The organism is Rhizobium sp. SVR5-9E, assembly GCF_056755095.1.
Map to the genome: position 1 here is coordinate 14220 of NZ_JBNDHS010000030.1, position 18714 is coordinate 32933.

General features: G+C 59.8%; 23 protein-coding genes. 10 read left to right on the forward strand and 13 right to left on the reverse strand.

What is annotated here, in order from left to right; all coding sequences use genetic code 11:
* The first annotated feature begins 106 nt into the window (after positions 1 to 106).
* Positions 107 to 433: a hypothetical protein gene (locus ACPYOJ_RS15625; RefSeq protein ID WP_168831213.1), complete on the forward strand. Its 327-nt coding sequence runs from the start codon at positions 107 to 109 to the stop codon at positions 431 to 433.
* Between the two features lie 122 nt (positions 434 to 555).
* Here ACPYOJ_RS15625 and ACPYOJ_RS15630 read toward each other — a convergent pair whose 3' ends face one another.
* Together ACPYOJ_RS15630 and ACPYOJ_RS15635 are read right to left on the reverse strand one after the other, a co-directional pair.
* On the reverse strand, positions 556 to 1053 hold the full coding sequence (locus tag ACPYOJ_RS15630; protein WP_481417077.1) for a BON domain-containing protein: 498 nt from the start codon (positions 1051 to 1053) through the stop codon (positions 556 to 558).
* Positions 1054 to 1139: 86 nt separating this feature from the next.
* Positions 1140 to 1634, reverse strand: a complete 495-nt coding sequence (locus tag ACPYOJ_RS15635; RefSeq protein ID WP_481417078.1) for a peptide deformylase — start codon at positions 1632 to 1634, stop codon at positions 1140 to 1142.
* A gap of 234 nt (positions 1635 to 1868) precedes the next feature.
* Between ACPYOJ_RS15635 and mgtE the strand changes: the two genes are divergently transcribed.
* A complete protein-coding gene (gene mgtE / locus ACPYOJ_RS15640) occupies positions 1869 to 3284 on the forward strand; it encodes a magnesium transporter (RefSeq protein ID WP_168831216.1) in 1416 nt (471 codons plus the stop codon).
* 64 nt (positions 3285 to 3348) lie between these two features.
* Positions 3349 to 3741, forward strand: a complete 393-nt coding sequence (locus ACPYOJ_RS15645) for a MerR family transcriptional regulator (protein ID WP_168831217.1) — start codon at positions 3349 to 3351, stop codon at positions 3739 to 3741.
* A gap of 1 nt (position 3742) precedes the next feature.
* On the opposite strand, the gene ACPYOJ_RS15650 is transcribed toward ACPYOJ_RS15645, so the two are convergent.
* Together ACPYOJ_RS15650 and ACPYOJ_RS15655 are read right to left on the reverse strand one after the other, a co-directional pair.
* Complete coding sequence (locus tag ACPYOJ_RS15650) at positions 3743 to 4729, reverse strand: heparan-alpha-glucosaminide N-acetyltransferase (protein ID WP_481417079.1); 987 nt, start codon at positions 4727 to 4729, stop codon at positions 3743 to 3745.
* On the reverse strand, positions 4729 to 5496 hold the full coding sequence (locus tag ACPYOJ_RS15655; RefSeq protein ID WP_481417080.1) for a DUF599 domain-containing protein: 768 nt from the start codon (positions 5494 to 5496) through the stop codon (positions 4729 to 4731). The genes ACPYOJ_RS15650 and ACPYOJ_RS15655 overlap by 1 nt, the downstream gene beginning before the upstream one ends.
* Before the next feature lie 179 nt (positions 5497 to 5675).
* Between ACPYOJ_RS15655 and ACPYOJ_RS15660 the strand changes: the two genes are divergently transcribed.
* A complete protein-coding gene (locus tag ACPYOJ_RS15660; RefSeq protein ID WP_481417081.1) occupies positions 5676 to 7082 on the forward strand; it encodes an L-serine ammonia-lyase in 1407 nt (468 codons plus the stop codon).
* A gap of 62 nt (positions 7083 to 7144) precedes the next feature.
* The gene (locus ACPYOJ_RS15665; RefSeq protein ID WP_481417113.1) at positions 7145 to 7582 is read left to right on the forward strand and encodes a DUF1489 family protein; all 438 of its coding nucleotides are present in this window, start codon (positions 7145 to 7147) and stop codon (positions 7580 to 7582) included.
* Between the two features lie 2 nt (positions 7583 to 7584).
* Here the strand turns inward: ACPYOJ_RS15665 and ACPYOJ_RS15670 are convergent, their stop codons facing one another.
* From ACPYOJ_RS15670 to ACPYOJ_RS15695, 6 genes are all read right to left on the reverse strand, one after another.
* Positions 7585 to 7857 carry a hypothetical protein gene (locus ACPYOJ_RS15670; RefSeq protein ID WP_168831221.1) on the reverse strand — a complete coding sequence of 91 codons (273 nt, stop codon included), beginning with the start codon at positions 7855 to 7857 and terminating at the stop codon, positions 7585 to 7587.
* 110 nt (positions 7858 to 7967) lie between these two features.
* Positions 7968 to 9461, reverse strand: a complete 1494-nt coding sequence (locus tag ACPYOJ_RS15675) for an SPOR domain-containing protein (RefSeq protein WP_481417114.1) — start codon at positions 9459 to 9461, stop codon at positions 7968 to 7970.
* A gap of 135 nt (positions 9462 to 9596) precedes the next feature.
* Entirely contained in the window at positions 9597 to 10349 is a 753-nt protein-coding gene (locus ACPYOJ_RS15680) for a hypothetical protein (RefSeq protein WP_481417082.1), read from the reverse strand.
* 229 nt (positions 10350 to 10578) lie between these two features.
* Positions 10579 to 11178 carry a transglutaminase-like cysteine peptidase gene (locus ACPYOJ_RS15685; RefSeq protein ID WP_481417083.1) on the reverse strand — a complete coding sequence of 200 codons (600 nt, stop codon included), beginning with the start codon at positions 11176 to 11178 and terminating at the stop codon, positions 10579 to 10581.
* A gap of 657 nt (positions 11179 to 11835) precedes the next feature.
* Complete coding sequence (locus ACPYOJ_RS15690) at positions 11836 to 12447, reverse strand: PilZ domain-containing protein (protein WP_481417084.1); 612 nt, start codon at positions 12445 to 12447, stop codon at positions 11836 to 11838.
* A 122-nt stretch (positions 12448 to 12569) separates the two neighbouring features.
* Positions 12570 to 13184, reverse strand: coding sequence for a PAS domain-containing protein (locus tag ACPYOJ_RS15695; RefSeq protein ID WP_481417115.1), 615 nt, complete (start codon positions 13182 to 13184; stop codon positions 12570 to 12572).
* A 295-nt stretch (positions 13185 to 13479) separates the two neighbouring features.
* Between ACPYOJ_RS15695 and ACPYOJ_RS15700 the strand changes: the two genes are divergently transcribed.
* Both ACPYOJ_RS15700 and ACPYOJ_RS15705 read left to right on the forward strand, forming a co-directional pair.
* Positions 13480 to 14250, forward strand: coding sequence for a rhomboid family intramembrane serine protease (locus ACPYOJ_RS15700; protein WP_481417085.1), 771 nt, complete (start codon positions 13480 to 13482; stop codon positions 14248 to 14250).
* A 104-nt stretch (positions 14251 to 14354) separates the two neighbouring features.
* A complete protein-coding gene (locus tag ACPYOJ_RS15705) occupies positions 14355 to 14789 on the forward strand; it encodes a CBS domain-containing protein (RefSeq protein WP_481417086.1) in 435 nt (144 codons plus the stop codon).
* 24 nt (positions 14790 to 14813) lie between these two features.
* Here ACPYOJ_RS15705 and ACPYOJ_RS15710 read toward each other — a convergent pair whose 3' ends face one another.
* From ACPYOJ_RS15710 to folE, 3 genes are all read right to left on the reverse strand, one after another.
* The gene (locus ACPYOJ_RS15710; RefSeq protein ID WP_481417087.1) at positions 14814 to 15782 is read right to left on the reverse strand and encodes a patatin-like phospholipase family protein; all 969 of its coding nucleotides are present in this window, start codon (positions 15780 to 15782) and stop codon (positions 14814 to 14816) included.
* Between the two features lie 115 nt (positions 15783 to 15897).
* Positions 15898 to 16347, reverse strand: coding sequence for a phosphoribosyl-AMP cyclohydrolase (hisI, locus tag ACPYOJ_RS15715; RefSeq protein ID WP_481417088.1), 450 nt, complete (start codon positions 16345 to 16347; stop codon positions 15898 to 15900).
* Positions 16348 to 16374: 27 nt separating this feature from the next.
* Positions 16375 to 16989 (reverse strand): GTP cyclohydrolase I FolE, encoded by a 615-nt coding sequence (gene folE, locus ACPYOJ_RS15720; RefSeq protein WP_168831230.1) that lies wholly within the window; start codon positions 16987 to 16989, stop codon positions 16375 to 16377.
* 305 nt (positions 16990 to 17294) lie between these two features.
* Between folE and ACPYOJ_RS15725 the strand changes: the two genes are divergently transcribed.
* Genes ACPYOJ_RS15725 through ACPYOJ_RS15735 form a run of 3 tightly spaced genes read left to right on the forward strand, consistent with a single transcriptional unit; the run spans position 17295 to position 18699 of the window.
* Positions 17295 to 17741, forward strand: coding sequence for an iron-sulfur cluster assembly scaffold protein (locus ACPYOJ_RS15725; protein ID WP_481417089.1), 447 nt, complete (start codon positions 17295 to 17297; stop codon positions 17739 to 17741).
* Between the two features lie 12 nt (positions 17742 to 17753).
* The gene (gene yidD / locus ACPYOJ_RS15730; RefSeq protein WP_481417090.1) at positions 17754 to 18152 is read left to right on the forward strand and encodes a membrane protein insertion efficiency factor YidD; all 399 of its coding nucleotides are present in this window, start codon (positions 17754 to 17756) and stop codon (positions 18150 to 18152) included.
* Positions 18153 to 18171: 19 nt separating this feature from the next.
* A complete protein-coding gene (locus ACPYOJ_RS15735; RefSeq protein WP_481417116.1) occupies positions 18172 to 18699 on the forward strand; it encodes a DUF1697 domain-containing protein in 528 nt (175 codons plus the stop codon).
* Positions 18700 to 18714: the final 15 nt, after the last annotated feature.

Sequence of the window (18714 nt, forward strand, 5' to 3'; positions counted from 1 at the left end):
CTGGTGTTCTTTATTCCGCCAAAAAGTTCGTTCACGAGCCGTTAAGCGTAAACGTGCAATTTGAGATTCTGCGGGTGGGGCAGGCTCTAATCCCAACGGAGACAAAATGAAAAGACTAGTCTTGTCCACGCTCATCGCCGTTATAACGGCCAGCAGCGTCCTTACCGTGGCCGGCTCTGCGTCAGCAGACGACTGGCGCCGGCGGCATTACAACAATCACCACCATCATAATGGCAATGGCAATGCAATTGCCGGCGGTTTGGCTGCCGGTGTGATCGGCGGTCTCATCGGCGGCGCGATCGTCAACAGCAGCGGTCCGCGATACATTGATCCACCGCCGCCACCTCCGCCGCGTTGCTGGTTTGAGGACCGTCGAGTCCCGAACGCTTATGACGGTGGTTGGCACACGGAAAGCATTCGCGTCTGCCGATAGCCGCCTCAAGGTGATGAAAAAGGCCGAGCGAAACACGCACCGGCCTTTTCGATCTATGTAAAAGTCAAAAACGCGCGGCTTGCAGCGATTTTCGCTTGCGCGCTCACGCGCAAGCGGGCTCATCAATCCTCGTCCGGAATATGTGAATCGACTCCGATCGTTTCCAGCCGGTTGAGGACATGGCGGACGCCATCGACGGATAGAGCGGCAAGCTCAGCTTTGCGAGCCATGCCGATCGTCTCCACCGAACCCTCCAGCGTTACAGTATGGCCGTCGGCGTGAACGTCGATGCTGTTGAGGTCCAGGTCCCGAACCTGTTCGAGGTTCTCGGTGACGCGCGCTTCGAGCTCATCGCTATCGTCGCGGTCTATCGTATGAGGCTCAAGTGAATCCTTGAGTCGATTTTCGTCGCCGTTTTCGTCTGTGCCATCGACGCGAAAGCCGGGGTTGGGGTCGCGGTCGAAGTTGGCGGGGGTTGCCCCGTAAGGCCGATTCGCCGGGTCCGTCGATGCGGCGCCCGGCTCGTCGGCATAGGGCCAGCCCTCGTTACGGTTGCGCTCTTCGTAGTCGCGGTACTCGTCTTCGCGCGATATGGGCTTCTTGTCGTTCGTCTTCGCCATTCGTGTTCTCCTCAGACTGCTTGTCCGAAGAACGTTCACGACCGGGAATAGTTCGGCAGAGCTTCGTCAAATTGGCAGGCGGTCTTTTAGCGGGGGGGCTTGTCCCACTTCCGGATCAGACGGTCGCGCTTCAGCTTCGACAGGCGCTGGAGCCAGAAGACGCCATCAAGCTGATCGACTTCATGCTGGATACAGATAGCCAGGAAGCCGTCCGCATGCTCTTCATGTTGGACGCCCTGGATATCCTGGTAGCGGAAATGGATTGCGCCGGGTCTCGTTACTTCTTCGGTGGCCCCCGGCATGGACACGCTGCCTTCGGTGTTGCGCGTCACTTGATCGGAAACCGAAGCGATCTCAGGGTTGATATAGATCCGAACCCGATCTGCCTTGCCGTGCTCGATCACAACCACCCGCTGAAAGATGCCGACATGGGCGGCGGTGATGCCGACGCCCGGTGCGGCGCGCATCGTTTCCAGCAGATCGTCGGCAAGCTGAGACAGTGCCGAATCGAAGACCTTTACCGGTTCGCAGACCGTCTTCAGGCCGGGATGCGGATAGCGAAGTATGGGGAGGATGGCCATCGATTGTCGGTCCTTGTTCAGTTGTGGCGGAAACTACCGGCACGGCGTCGCATTGTCATCTGGGGACGCCGTTCGGCTCTGGACGGGACGGCACGTTTCGGTTAGCGGGGAAGGGAATTGAAGCCGTCGGAGAAACTGGTCGCAATTCGCTTATCCACTTGTTGACAATGCTTTTTCAGCCGCCATTCTCCGAACTGGCGACAGGCGTTAATCTTGAAAAATGCGAGGCGGCAGATGACGGACACTGGAGAAGAAGACCGCATCCGCAGGCGTTCCGACGACGAAGGAGCCGATATCTACGACGAAGACGGCAATGTCCGGAGCGACTTTCTGGCGCTTGTCGGCGCCGCCATTGCCGATCGGGACACGATCTTTCTCCGGCAGCACGTGGCGCGTCTCCACGAATCGGAAATAGGCGACCTGCTGGAATCGCTGCAACCGGATCAGCGCCTGGCGCTTGTGCACCTGCTCGGCGACGATTTCGACATGACGGCGCTGACCGAGGTCGACGAGGCGATTCGGCGCGAAATCGTCGATCAGATGCCGAACGAGCAGATCGCGGCGGCGATCGGTGAGCTCGATTCGGACGACGCGGTCTACATCCTCGAAGACCTCGACACGGAAGACCAGGAAGAGATCCTGGCACAGCTGCCGTTCACGGAGCGGGTGCGCCTTCGCCGGGCTCTGGACTATCCGGAAAGCTCCGCCGGCCGTCGCATGCAGACCGAGTTCGTCGCCGTGCCGCCATTTTGGACGGTCGGACAGACGATCGACTACATGCGCGAGGAGGAGGACCTTCCTTATTCCTTCACGCAGATCTTCGTCATCGATCCCACCTTCAAATTGCTCGGCGCGGTCGATCTCGACCAAATCCTTCGCACCAAGCGGCAGACGAAGATCGAAGCGATCATGCGCGAAACGAGCCATCCGATCCCGGCCGAAATGGACCAGGAAGAGGCGGCACAGCTCTTCGAGCAGTACGATCTGCTCTCCGCCGCCGTCGTGGACGAGAACGGCCGCCTTGTCGGCGTGCTAACGATCGACGACGTCGTCGACGTGATCCATGAGGAGGCCGACGAGGACATCAAGCGCCTCGGTGGCGTCGGTGACGAAGAGCTGTCGGACAATGTCATATCGACCGTGCGGTCGCGCTTCCTGTGGCTGTTCATCAATCTCGGCACAGCCATGCTCTCGGCAAGCGTCATCGGCCTGTTCGACGCATCGATCGAAAAGATGATTGCACTTGCCGTACTGATGCCGATCGTCGCCTCGATGGGCGGTAATGCCGGCACGCAGACGATGACGGTGACAGTGCGCGCGCTCGCGACCCGCGATATCGACATATACAATGCTGGCCGCATCATCCGCAGAGAGGCGGGCGTCGGCATTATGAATGGCGTCCTCTTTGCAACCCTCCTGGGCGCCATCGCCGGCACCTGGTTCCATGACTATCAGCTTGGCGTCGTCATTGGCGCCGCGATGATCATCAACCTGATGGCCGCAGCGCTTGCCGGGATTCTCCTGCCGCTTCTTCTCGACAAGGTTGGCGCAGATCCCGCTATAGCGTCGTCCGTCTTCGTGACGACGGTCACGGACTGTACCGGTTTCTTCGCCTTCCTTGGGATCGCCACGTGGTGGTTCGGTATCTGAGCCGGATACCAAAATTGACTATTACGTAAAAGTCAATATGATGCGGCGCGAGAGTGGGAAGCCAATGCCTGTGAACAAATACTATAGCATAACGGAGCTAACGCGCGAATTTGGCGTGTCGACGCGCACGCTGCGCTTTTACGAGGATGAAGGTCTGATTCATCCGGAGCGGCGCGGACGCACGCGCCTGTTCCGCCAGGCCGATCGGCGCTTGATTCAGGAAATCCTGCGTGGGCGGCGTATCGGCTTCACGATCGCCGAGATCCGCGAAATCATCCAGGTCTACAAGGAGCCGCCGGGCGAACTTGGGCAGCTGAAGCTGTTGATGAAGCGCATTGATGAAAAGCGCGAGGATTTGCGCCAGAAGCGCAAGGACATCGACGACACGCTGACGGAACTCGACAACATCGAAGAAGCCTGCCTCGGCCGCCTCGCCGAAATCGGCGTCGGCACCTGATTTACTGTGCGTTGGCACTGCATTCGTCCGCCAGCGCGACTATCCGGCCGTCATCCGGCTTGATGGCGCCTGACTGAAACTCCGTAAAGAGATTTTGTGTCTGCAGCTTCTCCAGGGTGCACTGGCAGAAGCTGCGGCACAGTGTTTCGCCCGCCTGTTGGACACAGGAGGCAGTGCATTGCTTGAGATAGGTTTCGACCGGATCGGGCTTTGCCGGCGGCACGACCATCGTCAGCGCATAGGCGATCGAGATCAGCACCGGCTGGTGGATCAGATAGAAGGCGAGGCTATGGCGGCCGGCTTTGGCGAGAAGAGTTGAGCCGGTGCCGAGTTTGGCAAGCCTGTCGAGCAGCCTGCCTTTCAGGGCAATGAAGGCGGACGTCAATCCAAGTAGAAACGGGACTGCCCAGGGGAAGAGGGGCACGTAATCGTTCGATCGCGGCGCCATTTCCGCGAATCCCATCCAGGCGAGATAGCTTGGATTGAAGAGTGGTGAGCGCAGCAGGCTCGGCGCGATCCAGGTGTCGACGATCCAGGCGGCGGTGATCGCCAGCGTGAGCACGATCGTCACGACGAGCGGCAGACGTACAAAGATAACGCCGATCAGGCTCAGGACAGCAATGCTGTGCAGGATGCCGAAGAAAATCCATTCTCCGGGCGTGGCGATGCGGGTGACCACCGAAATCAGCAGCGCGGCACCGGCAATCATCGCGAAGCGTTTCCAGAATGACGGCCAGCGGATCTCCGGCTTGCTCGAAAGAGCCATGCTGATGCCGGCGATAAAAAGGAAGGTGCTGGCAATGGCCCGGGCATAGATCTTCAGCCAGCCGGTCTCCACCGTGCCCGCCGCCAGATAGCCCATGAATTCCATGTCCCAGCTGAAATGGTAGGTGGCCATGGCGATCAGCGCTACGCCACGCGCCGTATCGAGCAGCCCGATGCGGGGCACCCGAACGGACGCCTCGTTTTCGCTTGCTGAAATAGCCATCAGAGCTCCTTGGACAAATCATTGCCGCCATTCGCCGACATGTCGCGGCGAATAGCAGAAACGTGGAGATTTGATGGCGGTTTGACATCCATGATCGCCAGACGCGCCTCGGAGAAGAATTGCCTTCGCGTGAGCACGACGACGATGATCGCCGTCGTCGCCATGAAAACGTAAGCGTTTATGAACCAGCCGAGATAACCGATCGACAGGAAAATTGCGCGAAGACCTTCGTTGAAGTGTCCACCCGCAAGGATGTTCATGCGGATGACGCGTTCGGCGGCGCGCTCGGCTGCAACCATATCGCCCTCGGCCTCTCGCACCATCGGGATGGTCCCAAAGAGGATGCTGCAGTAGTTGAAGAGCCGGTAGGACCAGCCGAATTTAAAGAACGCATAGGCAAATAGAGCGGCCAGTCCTCCGACCTTGAGTTCGAAACTCGCAGTGCCGCCGTTGAAGACATAGGGTAGATCGGCGAAGACCGCGTTGACCTTCTCGGTCGCTCCCAGCAGCGCGAAGCAACTGCCGATCGCGAAGATCGAGGTCGATGCAAAGAAGGCCGTGCCGTTCTGCAATCCGGCCATGATCTGCGTGTCGATCATCTTGAGGTCGCGACGCAGCGAGTTGTAGATCCATTCTCGCCGCCGCTCGCTCATCGCGTGGGTCAGGCTTGTGCGGCCGAAGAATGTCCTGCCGCGCAGCAGCCATGAATAGCCGAGCCATAGTATGGTGAAGAAAGCCAGTGCGATATAATCGGCCACCGAAAGCATCGAGTATTCAATCCCAGATTCGACGCCGCCACTCTACAGATGCAATTGCATGCTGCAATGACTGGCAAGACGCGCCCGTTCGTTTTAGTGTCGCGCCAATTAAACGGGATGTCGGTCTGCCGCGAGTGCCGAAATAGGTCATCGGATAGTCTGGCGGAAGATTTTCACAGGAAGCAGGCATGTTCCTTTCGGTATTCGACGTTTTCAAGATCGGTATCGGGCCATCGAGCTCGCATACGATGGGGCCGATGTCGGCTGCCAATCGCTTCCTCGACCTGATCCTTTCGAACGAATGGCCACGCCCATCGTCGGGCGCGCAGGTTGCCGCCATCAAGGTCAGCCTGCACGGCTCGCTCGCGCATACCGGCATCGGCCACGGAACGGGCAGGGCGGTCATTCTCGGCCTGATGGGAGAGAAGCCGGACAGTGTCGATCCTGACAAGATGGACGGCATTATCGACCAGGTGGAACGCTCCGGCCGCATCACGCCGCCCGGCCATCCGGCGTATTTCTTCATGCCGAAGAACGATCTGATCTTCGACAAGAAACAGCCGCTGCCGGGTCATGCGAACGGGATGATCTTCTCCGCCTACGACAAGGACGAACGGCTGCTGCTGAAGCGCATCTATTACTCCGTCGGCGGCGGTTTCGTCGTCACCGATACCGAGCTCGAACAGATGCGGGCCAAGAAGAAGGCGGCCGCAGGTGCGGTCAAGGTTCCATATCCGTTTGCCACAGCCAAGCAGATGCTGGAGATGGCGGAACGGTCCGGCCTCAGCATCGCGCAGATGAAGCGCGCCAACGAGGAGAGCCAGCGGAGCCGCGAGGAGCTGGATGAGGGTCTCGACCGCATCTGGGAGGCGATGCGCTCCTGCATCGAGCGAGGACTCAAGGTCGACGGCATCATGCCCGGCGGCCTGAACGTCCGGCGCCGCGCGCGGAAAATACATGACAAGCTGCAGGAGGAGTGGCGCAGCAACCGCATCAATCCGCTGCTCGCCAACGACTGGCTGAGCGTCTATGCCATGGCGGTCAACGAGGAGAATGCCGCAGGCGGCCGCGTGGTGACCGCGCCGACCAATGGCGCCGCCGGCGTCATTCCCGCGACGATCCGCTACTACGAGCATTTCCACGAGGACTGGGATCAGGATGGGATCCGGGACTATCTGCTGACTGCGGCGGCCATCGGCGGCATCATCAAGCACAATGCCTCCATCTCCGGCGCCGAAGTCGGCTGTCAGGGCGAAGTGGGTTCGGCGGCGGCCATGGCGGCAGCCGGGCTCGCGGCCGTGATGGGCGGGATGCCGGCACAGATCGAAAATGCCGCCGAGATCGCGCTCGAGCATCACCTCGGCATGACTTGCGATCCGGTTGCGGGTCTCGTCCAGGTGCCGTGCATCGAGCGGAATGCGCTGGGTGCGGTAAAGGCGGTGACGGCCGCCTCGCTTGCCGTCAAGGGCGATGGCCAGCATTTCGTGCCGCTCGACGCCTGCATCGAAACCATGCGTCAGACCGGCCACGATATGAGCGAGAAATACAAGGAAACCTCAACCGGCGGTCTGGCCGTCAACGTCGTCGAGTGCTGACGTTGTGGACTTGCAGCCGGTAGATGCTTGACGCTGCCGGTCAAAAGGATTTCAACGGCAGCATGGCATTACATCTCATCAAATTGTGCGTGGGTGCAGACTCGATCGAGGACCTGCGCGAGTGGGTGGCCGAGCGTTCGCTTCGAGCGATTGCGGCGGGCCTCGAGCCACATTCCGTGCACACGACGCGCATGGTCCCGAAACGCGTGACGGAACTGCTCGACGGCGGCTCTCTCTATTGGGTGATCAAGGGACAGGTGCAGGCGCGCCAGAAGCTGCTGGACATCGAAACCTTCACGGACGGCGAGGGGATCGGCCGATGCCACCTCGTACTTGGGCCGGAGGTGATCGAAACCGCCGTGCAGCCGAAACGCGCGTTCCAGGGCTGGCGCTATTATCCGGAAGAAGATGTGCCGCGGGATATCACGACACTCGGCGATGGCGTTGCCGAAATGCCCGCGGATTTACGCCGCGAGCTCTCTGAACTGGGGCTACTCTAGGTTCAGCGCAGCCGCAACATGACCGGCGACCTGCCATCCGCGCAGGTAACGTGCAGGTGAATGCGGGCCTCGGGCTGCGAATAGCGCCACGCGCGCGCGCCATGGCAGAGCAGCAAGTTGATGAGGTCCTTGGTCTTTGCTGATTTCGCTCTCGGCCGATGCAAGCCGATTTCGGCGAGCCGGAGAGCTGCCTCGTGCAGCGGATGAAAGCCGAATCGTCCCGGCCTGCCTGACCCGCGCGGCGGAAAGCCCGTAATATTGCCATTCGTTGCCATATTCGTCCCCGTACGCATTACAAATCGAGGTTAGGAACTCAAGCCGGCGTCGCGAACACCGAATCCGGCCTTGAACGGCGCCGCCGGAAAAGCCAGCGGCGCCGTAAATCTCATTGGGCCGAGGCCCAGCACTTCACGCCTGTACGCTTGAGGGCGTTGCAGGCATTCACAGCTTCGCGCTGGTCGTCGAAGCCGCCAAAGCGAGCGCGATAAATCTGATCGCCACCATTTGAATAAGCGACAGCGAAAGGCTTCGCGGAACGCAGTGCCTTGCCACCCTTGCTCTTCGCCTTCTCCAGCAAGTCCATTGCCATGTCGCGGCTGGAAGATACGCCGATCTGCACAACCCAGCCGCTCGGCTCCTGCTCCGCGCTCGAGACGCGCTTTGCAGCAGCTGGCTGCGGGGCTACGGAGGCGGTGGTCACCGCATCAACCGGATCGCTGGCAGGCTGCTCCGGCGGCATGTAGGCCGGGGCGGGAGACGGAACGGCGACGGAGGCCTGCTTGAAGCTCGTCGTCTTCACTTTCGTGGGAGCAGGTATCTCGGGCTTCTGTTGTGCGACAAGCGGGTTTTCGGAGCTCTGAGCCGGCGAGTCGGCATAGGCAACCGCTGCCGACGCCACCTCGTAGCGGGCATCCGGCGTCGGACCCTTGTGCGGCAGATCGACGCCAGCGGTCGAGACCGGAGCGTCGGCCGCAGGCGTTGGAGCCTTCTCGGCGATGAGGTTAGAGCCACCACGCGTCGACGCTTTTGGAAGGTAAGTCGCAATGAGCTTGCGCATCTGGGAATCGCGGGCAGGTGTCGACGTTCCGCCCATGACGACGCCGACGATTGATCTGCCGTCCACCTGCACCGAGCTCACGAGATTGAAGCCGGCAGCGCGGGTATAGCCGGTCTTGATGCCGTCGACGCCGCGCACAGAACCGACAAGGCGGTTGTGGCTGCGGATGACGCGGTTGCCGAACTTGAAGCTGCGCGTGGAGAAATAGGCGTAATACTGCGGAAAATGCTGACGAAGAGCGATGCCGAGACGGGCCTGGTCGCGCGCCGTGGTCATCTGAGCCGTATTCGGCAGGCCGTTGGCATTGCGATAGGTGGTGCGGGTCATGCCGAGCGCATGTGCCTTTGCCGTCATCATCTGCCCGAAACGGTCTTCGCTGCCGCCAAGCAATTCGCCAAGCGCGGTTGCCGCGTCATTGGCGGAGAGCGTGACAAGACCAAGGATGCCCTGCTCGACGGTGATCGAATTGCCGGCTTTCACACCGAGCTTGGTCGGAGCCTGCGCAGATGCATGAGCGGAAAAGGGAACGCGTGTGTCCAGACGAATGCGCCCTTGCTCAAGCGCCTCGAAGACCATGTAGAGCGTCATCATCTTCGTCAGCGACGCCGGGTATTGCAGACGGTCGGAATTCTCGCTGTAGAGCACGTTCCCCGTTTTCGCATCGACGACAATGCCCGCATATTTCGGATTGGCGGCTTCTGCTTCTGCTGTGACCGATTCAGCGAGAAAGGCGGTCGTCGCGATGGCAACCACAGCCAGAATCTTGAATAGGAAATTGCCGGACCTCGGCGATGGTACGAAGGATACAGACCTTGACACTATTTAACTCTTCGCTTGCATTTCACGATTGGTCGGCGCGCACATCCGTATCGGCGCGACCATTGTCTTTTGACGTTAGCCTGGTGGGGTTACCAATCCGTTTATGATTAATCGTTTGCTTCGCCGTCCGGCTGCTTTTTAGCGGGGTGTTGCGGTACGGGTCACAAGCCGCGCTTCCACAAAGGTTCGAATAGCGGCATCAATATGGTCCCAGTCCTGCAAATGACGGCTTGAGAAGCGATAAAGGACGCTGAGATCCTTCCCGACTTTAATGTCGCGTTGGCAATCCCCGCTTGTCGCATCGGCGGGGGACGAGGGCAGGATGCAGCGCACCGCATATTCGGTCTGGTTTGCACGCGCTCCGGTCAGCAGAACCTCGCCGCCATAGCCCGCTTCGGCCTTCAACTTGCGGAGCGTCAGGCCGTGGCCGTAAGGAACGGCGGCGCCCTCCGTCAGATGCGAGTAGATTGGCTCGAGTCGGCCGGACATGTCCTGCGACATCGTGCTTTGGGTGATCTGCACGAAGATGAGATTGGCGGACAGCGATATGTCGTCAAAGCGCTCGCGGTGCTCCTTTGAATAGCCCTGCATCTCTGGCCATGTGAGGTAAATGTCGGCGCGCTCCGCCATTCCGTTGTGCCTCTGGCTTGGGAAGCGCAACGCATTTTCAGGCAGACTGAGTGCGTCGCGGCCAATGGCGATCGTGACTGCCTCCGTGCTGTCGGTATTGCCCGCCAGCGTAATGTGCCGCCCGATCCAGCGGCCACCAATACTGATTGCAAGCGTCAGCGTGGCAAGAACGGTGACGAGTGCGATCAATCGCACGATCACGCCGTTGGAAAAGAGGGGCGCCTCATCGGGTGTGTCGGCACTGCGGGCGAAGTGGCTCATGGCGGGCTCTTCAGTTGTCTGACCGCCGTAAACGAAACTGGAGCCGCCGGTGCTAAATCTCGCGAAAAGATCCAGCAGTTCGGTAAAGGAAGAGTTAATTCGGGTGCGCTTGAAAAAGTAAGCCGCTCCCGGGACAGCGGGAGCGGCTCAGGGCACCGGTCGGGACGGGATGCGGGGACGGACCGGGCCGAGTGGAACCCGCCGGTATCCCCGGCGGGTGCAATTGATCTTAGCGTACGCTACCAACTGCGACGGCACGGCCGTCCTGCAACTTCGTCCAGCGTGCCGGATCATCGGCGGACTGACGCTTCAGGAAGGTGTACTCGGTATCGCCCCAGAGCATCACCTTGTTGCGCATGTTGTCGAGGATGAAGTCGCCGTGGTCTGTGCGGACCGTCAGCACCGCATGGCCTTCGCCATTCGGCTGCATGACGACCGTCATGAGCAGGTCGGACGGCGAGAAGCCGTCGTCGATCAGCATCTTGCGCTTCAGCAGCGCGAAGTCCTCGCAGTCGCCGACGGTGCGCGGGTAGGCCCAGCGCTCTTCGACGCCGTAGATTTCCATGTCGGTCATCGGCTTGATCTGCGAGTTGACCTCGTAGTTGATCTTGAGGATCGTCTTCCAGCGCTCCTCCGTCAGGATCGCCGGACCGGCGTCGCCGCCGGCATAGGCGCATTCGCTCGGATTTGCCCTGCAAAATTCGTAGTGGCCAATCGGTGGGCTGGCATTGCCTGCAAGTGTCATGCTGCCAGGCGCCGCTTGTCCCGCGCCCGCCATCGCCATCAGCAGTATACCGCCGAAAAAGCCGCCTTTGATTGCATTGAACATCGTTTTTGTCGTCCCTGTTCTATGAGGACGACAATGGCACAGACGTTTTTATCCGCTGCAAAATTACGCAATAGAATTAAAGGCTTAGTTGATTCAAAGACGCATAAAACCTGATTAAAAACAAAGTCGAATACGCGTAAAATTGGATGCGGTTTCGACGTAAATTTGAATAAAATTCTAAGCGTCAGAACAACGCCCGGAGGCCACGCAAGCGGCGGCTCTCCATGCAAAAGTTAATGGCGAGGCCGGATTTCGGGAGGTTGGCTGGCTGCCAATCGACATCCGAGCATCACGGACGGGTGTGGAAATCAGGCGGAAGGGCTGAATTTGGCGGGTCAGCGCGGCTGATCTCAGCTGCAGCCCGCAAAAATTATTTTCGAAGAGTTTCGCGAAATTCGTTGGTTGCCGTGACGATCGCGGAGGAGACAGCGGTGTCGATGTCGCGTGCGCCGCGTTTTCAGTCACGACAAGGCGGCTGCCAGGCCATGCTCCGACCAGTTCCCAAGCGGTTGTCAGCGCCCTAGATCCGGTTGCCGTCACCGGTCTCCAGGAATCCCTCTTCGTAGGGCTCGATTTCGGGATAAAGCAAGGACTGAGAAAGCCACCTGTTGGGGCGGCGTTCATCTCTCATATCGATGACACTAAGATGACAATCGCCTAGAGGAACTCGCGCAAGGTCTCGCGCGACTGGACCGAGAGGAATTCGAGCGCGACGCCGTCGCTGAAATGACGGACGACGCGGCCACGCATGTTGCCGAGGCGGATCGCCGTGCCGAGGGCAGGGCGCACGTCCACGTCGACTGCGGCGCCCGAAAGCGAAAGGTCCATGATGCGGCAGGTGTAGCGCGTGCCGTCTTCGAGCGTCAATTCGGTCTGGGTTTCGCGCGGCGTCAGACGATCGTGGCGGCGGTCTTCCGGCAGGCCGAGCTCGTGTTTGTTGGCGAGCCACGTCAACTGTGCCGCCAGCTTTTCCCGCTTGCGCTCGGTGGCGTTGATCGACATCGTGAAGCCGCGCACGTCCACGGTCTGGACGTGGCCTTCGACGCGTCCGAGATGATCGATGTAGGCGACGACCCGCTCATTGGCGCGCGGACGGCCGTTGCAGGTGACGTACATGTCGCCCGGCGACATATCGATCACAGTGCATTCATATTCTTCGTAGTTCGCAAGCATCAGGCGGCCCTGCATATGGATGGGCACGCGCTGGAAAACACCCTGTTCGGGACGCGGCGCAATCCGGGGCGGCTGGGCTTGCTGGAACGAGTGCATGAAAGAACTTCTTCATGAAATGATATACACGGATCATAACCGGCAACCCCTTAACAGAAGGTTGTCCTGAAGAAGGTCGATACACCTCGGAGCATAAAGCGAACTGTGCCGCAATGAGACGGTCAGTGCGACGCCGGGCCTGAGAACAATGAAGACATCACGCGGCCGATGAAGGCACCGACACCGTGCGGGCGTTCGCTGACAGCTGCATATGGCCAGCTTTCCTTCCGGTCCTGGGCCGGTCTGTCGCGGAGAAGACGGCTGCGGTCCAGCGCCAGAAAATCAAGCGGAACGATCTCCAGCCAGCTTGCCGCGACGGACGGCGCGATTGCGCCGAGCAGCCGCTCGGGGCGTCCCCCTTCGGAGCGCAATGGCATGACGATGATCTCAAAGCTCGCCTGGTGCCCAGCAGTGCTGTAGCCGGTGGCATTGAGCAGCGTGGGGATCGCGTGCTCCATGGCGCCACGAAGCGTTGCCTCGATGTCGAGCGTATGCCCATCGCCGAACAGTTCCGCAAAGCTTTCACCGCGCAGATCGCGCCCAAAGAGATCACAGATCCGCGTGCCCGCAAGCCGGAAGGTGACGGCGCCCAGACCGTCGTTCTTCTCAAGAATGAACAGGCTCGGGAGAATATGGCCCAGGCTCGACGGCTCGATCTGCGATTTCAGCGGGGCGTCGCCGGATCCCCGTAACCGGTTCCAATAGTCATAAATATCGATGATCGTCTGATGGCGCACGGTGCCAACCTGTTTCATTTTGGTTCGAGTTCGAGCCTGAAGGGCTCTTTTGCTCTCTACCTAGCGGATTTCATGCCAACTGCGGCGAGTTAAGGTTAAGAAGCGGTTTCGATTGCGCTGCGGAGTCTTGTCGTGCGACGGTTGCCCATCGCTTCGGAAACGAAGTTCAGCACACGCACTGATCGGGCACGAGGGATACTCGGGGGATGTCCGGCAAGCCGTCTGGTTCTTCCGGACGGCTTTTTTTTTGACCTTCGCTCCTGTAAGGCTTTGGCCTGAACCGGCGAGGACGGATATGGAAGACCACAGGACAGAGCCGGAGTCGGCAGACGAAACCCCGGCCGCAAAGACACGGACGCCGATCTTCAATCTGCCCGGCATCCTGCTCGCGACGCTCTGTCTGCTCGGGGCGATCTATGCCGTCCAATCGGTCCTTCTTCCCGCAGACGCCGTCGATTGGCTGTTCTTCAACTTCGGGTTCATTCCGGCACGCTACGTGATTCCGTTCTCGGAGCAGGGGCCGCAATGGCTCTGGTCGCCGGTAACCTATTCGCTGCTGCACGGCAGCGTGGAGCACATTCTCTTCAACGGACTCTGGCTGATGGCCTTCGGGGCGCCGATCGCGCGCCGCATCGGCGCGTCGCGCTATGTCATATTCTGGATTTTCTCGTCGGTCGCCTCGGCTGCGCTTCATGCCGGGTTGAACTGGGGTAATCCGACCTTGCTCATAGGGGCTTCCGGCGTCGTTTCTGCCCTCATGGGAGCGGCCTGCCGCTTTGCCTTTCCGGCGGAACGCAGGGGGCTGCGTCCGGCCCATCTCAATCCGCGCCTGTCCGTCATGGAGTCCCTGCGGAGCCGGACGGTCATAGTCTTCACAGTCTTCTGGCTGCTCGGCAATGTGCTGATCGCGGTTGGCATTCCGCTGATCGGCGATCCGAACCAGCCGATCGCCTGGGACGCCCATATCGGCGGCTTTATTTTCGGATTCTTCCTTTTCCCGCTGTTCGACCGGAACATACCGGCGGGTCCTGATAGTTCAGAAGCACACGATATGTTGCAATCTTGAGCGTGGGAGTGCACCATTCCGATTGATCGGCATTGGAACTCGCAGCCGCGTGGAAGCCACTGATCAGTTAAGCGTTTCGCTTTCGACATGGGAGGAGGGTTCAAATGTCCAACACCGTAAAGGCCATCCTAGACCAAAAGGGCCGCGACGTCGTCACGGTCGGGCCGAACACGACCGCCGCCGAAGCGGCAAAAGTGCTGAACAGCCGCAAGATCGGCGCGGTGGTCATCCTCGGTGCGGATGATCGCATTTCGGGGATCTTCACCGAGCGCGATCTCGTCAATGCTGTAGCGAAGTTTGGCAAGGAATGCCTCGATCAACCGGTTGTCTCATTGATGACATCCAAGGTTTTCCGCTGTCACGAGGAAACGACCGTCAACGAGTTGATGGAGCTGATGACCAGCCGGCGTTTCCGGCACGTGCCGGTCGAAGCACATGGCAAGCTCACCGGCATCATTTCGATCGGTGACGTCGTTAAGACGCGTATTGCAGAAGTTGAACGCGAGGCAGAAGAGATCAAAGCCTATATCGCAGGCTGATACACTTCTGGTCGTCATACGTGACTAGGTATTCGCAAACGCTTCCTGCATTCTACGAATTTCAGGAAGCCGCGCCTTGGCTTCCTCGTAGCCGCGTTCGATCGCTTCCCCGGCCCGGTGGAATTCCGAAAGGCCCATGTCGCTGAGACGCGGATGCAGCGAGATATCCGGCGGATCGCCGGCAAGCCGGGCGCGCGAAATTCTATCCTGAATGATGTTGAAGGCCTGTACCATCACGCCGGTCATTCCCAGGCGTGCATAAGGTGCCTCCTCCTGCTTCTGCATTTCCTGAAGCGTAAGGCTTGCATTGTGCTTGACGACTGCGGAACGGCCGAACAGATCGTAGTTCAGATTGACAGCGACGACGAGCGGCTCTTCGTAGCTGCGGCAAACCGAAACCGGCACCGGATTGACCAACGCGCCGTCGACCAGGGTCCGGTTGTTGCTGCGGACCGGCTCGAAGATGCCGGGTAGAGCATAGGATGCGCGCAGCGCGGTAATCAGGGAACCATTCGCAATCCAGACCTCGTGACCGGTGTTCACTTCCGCGGCAACCGCCACAAAGGGGCGGCTGAGGTCTTCGATGTTCAAGCCCTCGAGATGCTCTTGCATCCGCTTCGTCAGACGCATGCCGCCGAAAAGCCCGCTACCGCCGATCGTGAGGTCAAGCAGGCTTGCAATACGCCGCATCGTCAGCGACCGGGCGAAGGCCTCTAGCTCATCCAGTTTGCCGGCAAGATAGCAGCCGCCGACAAGCGCACCGATGGAGGTACCAGCGATCATGCCGACTTCTATTGCTGCCTCGTCCAGCGCGCGCAGCACGCCGATATGCGCCCAGCCGCGCGCTGCGCCACCGCCGAGCGCCAGCGCAATCTTCGCCTTGTTAGGGAGAAGGGAGGAGTCTGCGGGGGGCGTAGTGGCTGGGACTGTCGGACTGCCGGAAGCGGAATTATTTGCCTGAGAGCCTTGGCGGTTCAAATTCCAATTCAGCATGTTGCGCCTCCCTCGCGGCAGAAACATAGTCGTCTGTAATACTCGTCCCGTAGTCTTTCCAAATCGTATATAACCGCCGTTCCTTGGCCCAAAAGCAAGCAGACGCCGCCACGCGCTACTTGCCGTAGACGTCTTTCGGGTCGAAATGCAGCTCATCATCGACGATGTCGAGCATCGGCTTTCCGTCCTGAAGATTAACCGTCCGGTAGAAGCAGGAACGCCGTCCAGTATGGCACGTAGCATCGTGCCCCGCGACCTCTACTTTAAGCCAGATTGCATCCTGATCGCAGTCGGTGCGTATTTCCTTGACCATCTGGACGTTGCCGGAAGTTTCGCCCTTCATCCAGAGTTTGCCCCGCGAGCGGCTGAAGTAATGTGCCTTCCGTGTCTGGATCGTAAGCGCAAGCGCTTGTGCGTTCATATGCGCGACCATCAGCAGTTCGCCGTCATGCGCATCGGTGACGATCGCGGCGATCAGGCCACGATCATCGAAGCGCGGCGTGAAATCACCGGCGTCTTCTAGTTCGGATTTGTCTTCGGACGGCGCATTAAATGCAAATGACATCAGTCGGCTCCCTCATTGGAGCCGATATCAACGGCTCCGTACCATCGTCATGAAGCGGGCTTGCTCAGCAGGCTCGGCCTTGAAACTTCCAGTAAAGGTTGTCGTCAATGTGGTGGAGCCTTGCTTCTGAACGCCGCGCATGGCCATGCACATATGCTCAGCTTCAATCATGACCGCAACGCCGCGCGGACGCAGCGTTTCGTCGATCGCACTTGCGATCTGCGCCGTCATGGTTTCCTGAGTCTGCAGGCGGCGCGCATAGATCTCGACGACGCGGGCGATCTTCGAAAGGCCAAGCACCCTGCCATCGGGAATATAGGCGACGTGCGCCTTGCCGATGATCGGAACCATGTGATGTTCACAATGCGAGAAGAAGGGAATGTCCCGCACGAGCACCATGTCGTCGTAACCGGCGACCTCCTCGAAAGTGCGGCCAAGCACCTCTTCCGGGTCCATGTCGTAGCCGGCGAAGAGTTCGCGATAGGCTTTGGCGACGCGGGTAGGGGTATCAATCAGCCCTTCACGCGAGGGATCGTCACCAGCCCAGCGGAGCAGGACGCGAACTGCGTCTTCCGCTTCCTTCTGGCTGGGGCGTTCCGAGTCACGGTTGGTCTGCGGAAAATTCTTTACGATGGCGTCCATACTGCTCAAGTCTCCTGATCCGCGAATGTGCGGATCGTCTTTCGGACTCGCCACTGGCATCCCTTGTCAGGAATTTTGCACCTTTGGCAGGCTCCGGGGCTTTCGGGGCAACTTATCGCCCGTCCGGCACGGTTTCCTAATCAAACTTACCCGAGGCCATTGCATTTTTATGGCCTTCGAACGACATACATATAGGAAGACGGCGTCGTCATGTAAGTATGCTAACACGACACGGTGTGTTTTTTGTTTGTGTTACAATGACCGCCGAATGAGCCGGTCCGCGGCAATCTGGAGCGGAATTCATCATGGAAGACATCTATAACACCAAAATCCTCGAATTTGCAGGCAATATTCCGATGACCGGCAGCATGCCGGATGCCGACGCCAGCGCCAAGGCCCATTCGAAACTCTGCGGTTCCAAGGTGACGATCTGGCTAAAGATGAAGGGCGACACGGTGACGGATTTCGCCCATGACGTGAAAGCTTGCGCGCTCGGTCAGGCTTCCTCCTCGATCATGGCGCGCCACGTCGTCGGCGCGACCGCCGGCGAAGTGCGTAAAGCCCGTGAAGACATGCTTGCGATGCTGAAGGCGGACGGGCAGGGTCCGGAAGGCCGCTTCGAGGATATGCGTTACCTTCGCCCGGTCAGGGACTACAAGGCGCGGCACGCCTCCACCATGCTGACTTTCGACGCCGTCGTCGACGCAATCGGGCAGATCGAAGCAAAACGCGCCGAAACGGTTGAGGCTTGAGCGGCGCGAGCGATGTGCGAATTCTGTTCCATCAGTCACAATGAGCAGGAGGACGAAGGCGGCGCAGCCGGCCCTCGGAAAGAGCCGCTGCGGTTTTCCCGAAACTACACCGGTCCCTTCCGCAAGACCCCGGATCGCCTGCTCGGAATGGGCTTCATCCGGCTTTATCAGCTGACCTTGTCCGGCTTCGTCGGTAACTCGTGTCGGCACATCCCCACCTGTTCCGAATATGGCTATGAGGCCATTGCCCGCCATGGGCTTTGGGCCGGCGGCTGGATGACGCTCTTCCGCGTCGGGCGCTGCGGCCCGGGCGGCACCAGCGGGCTCGATCCGGTTCCGGAGGCGCTCGAGCGTCGTTTTTATTGGTGGACGCCGTGGCGCTATCTTGCGCTCGGACGAAAAGCAGGCTGACCGCATGTCCATGCCGGGTATGACCACCTACGTCGCCCTCCTTCACAGTATCGTGCTCGGGCCAGGTCGCCGTGTGGCGATGTCAGATCTTCGCGACATGACGGAAGCACTCGGCTACCGCAATCCGCGGACGCTCGTTTCCACGGGCAATATCGTTTTCGAAGCAGCCGACGCACCACTCGGTGACATCGAGGCAAAACTTGAGACAGCCTTCAAGGCACGGTTCGGCAAGGCTGTCGATATCATCGTCCGCAGGGGCGGGGATTGGCTGAAGCTCGCGGAGGCCAATCCCTTTCCGGACGGTGAAGGCAGTCAGGTCATCGTCCGCGTCATGCGAAAGCCTCTCGATCGCTCCGTACTAGACGCGCTCGAGAAGTACACCGACCCCAATCAGCGTCTGGCGTTCACTGCCGGCGATCTCTGGATCGATTTTGCCGGTAAACCCAGCGAGTGGAGGCTACTCTCGGCGCTGACCACCAAGCGCATGGGCGTCGGCACGCTCCGCAACTGGAACACGGTGCGCGGTCTTGCCGAAATGATCAGCTGAACCTGCTTTTTCTTT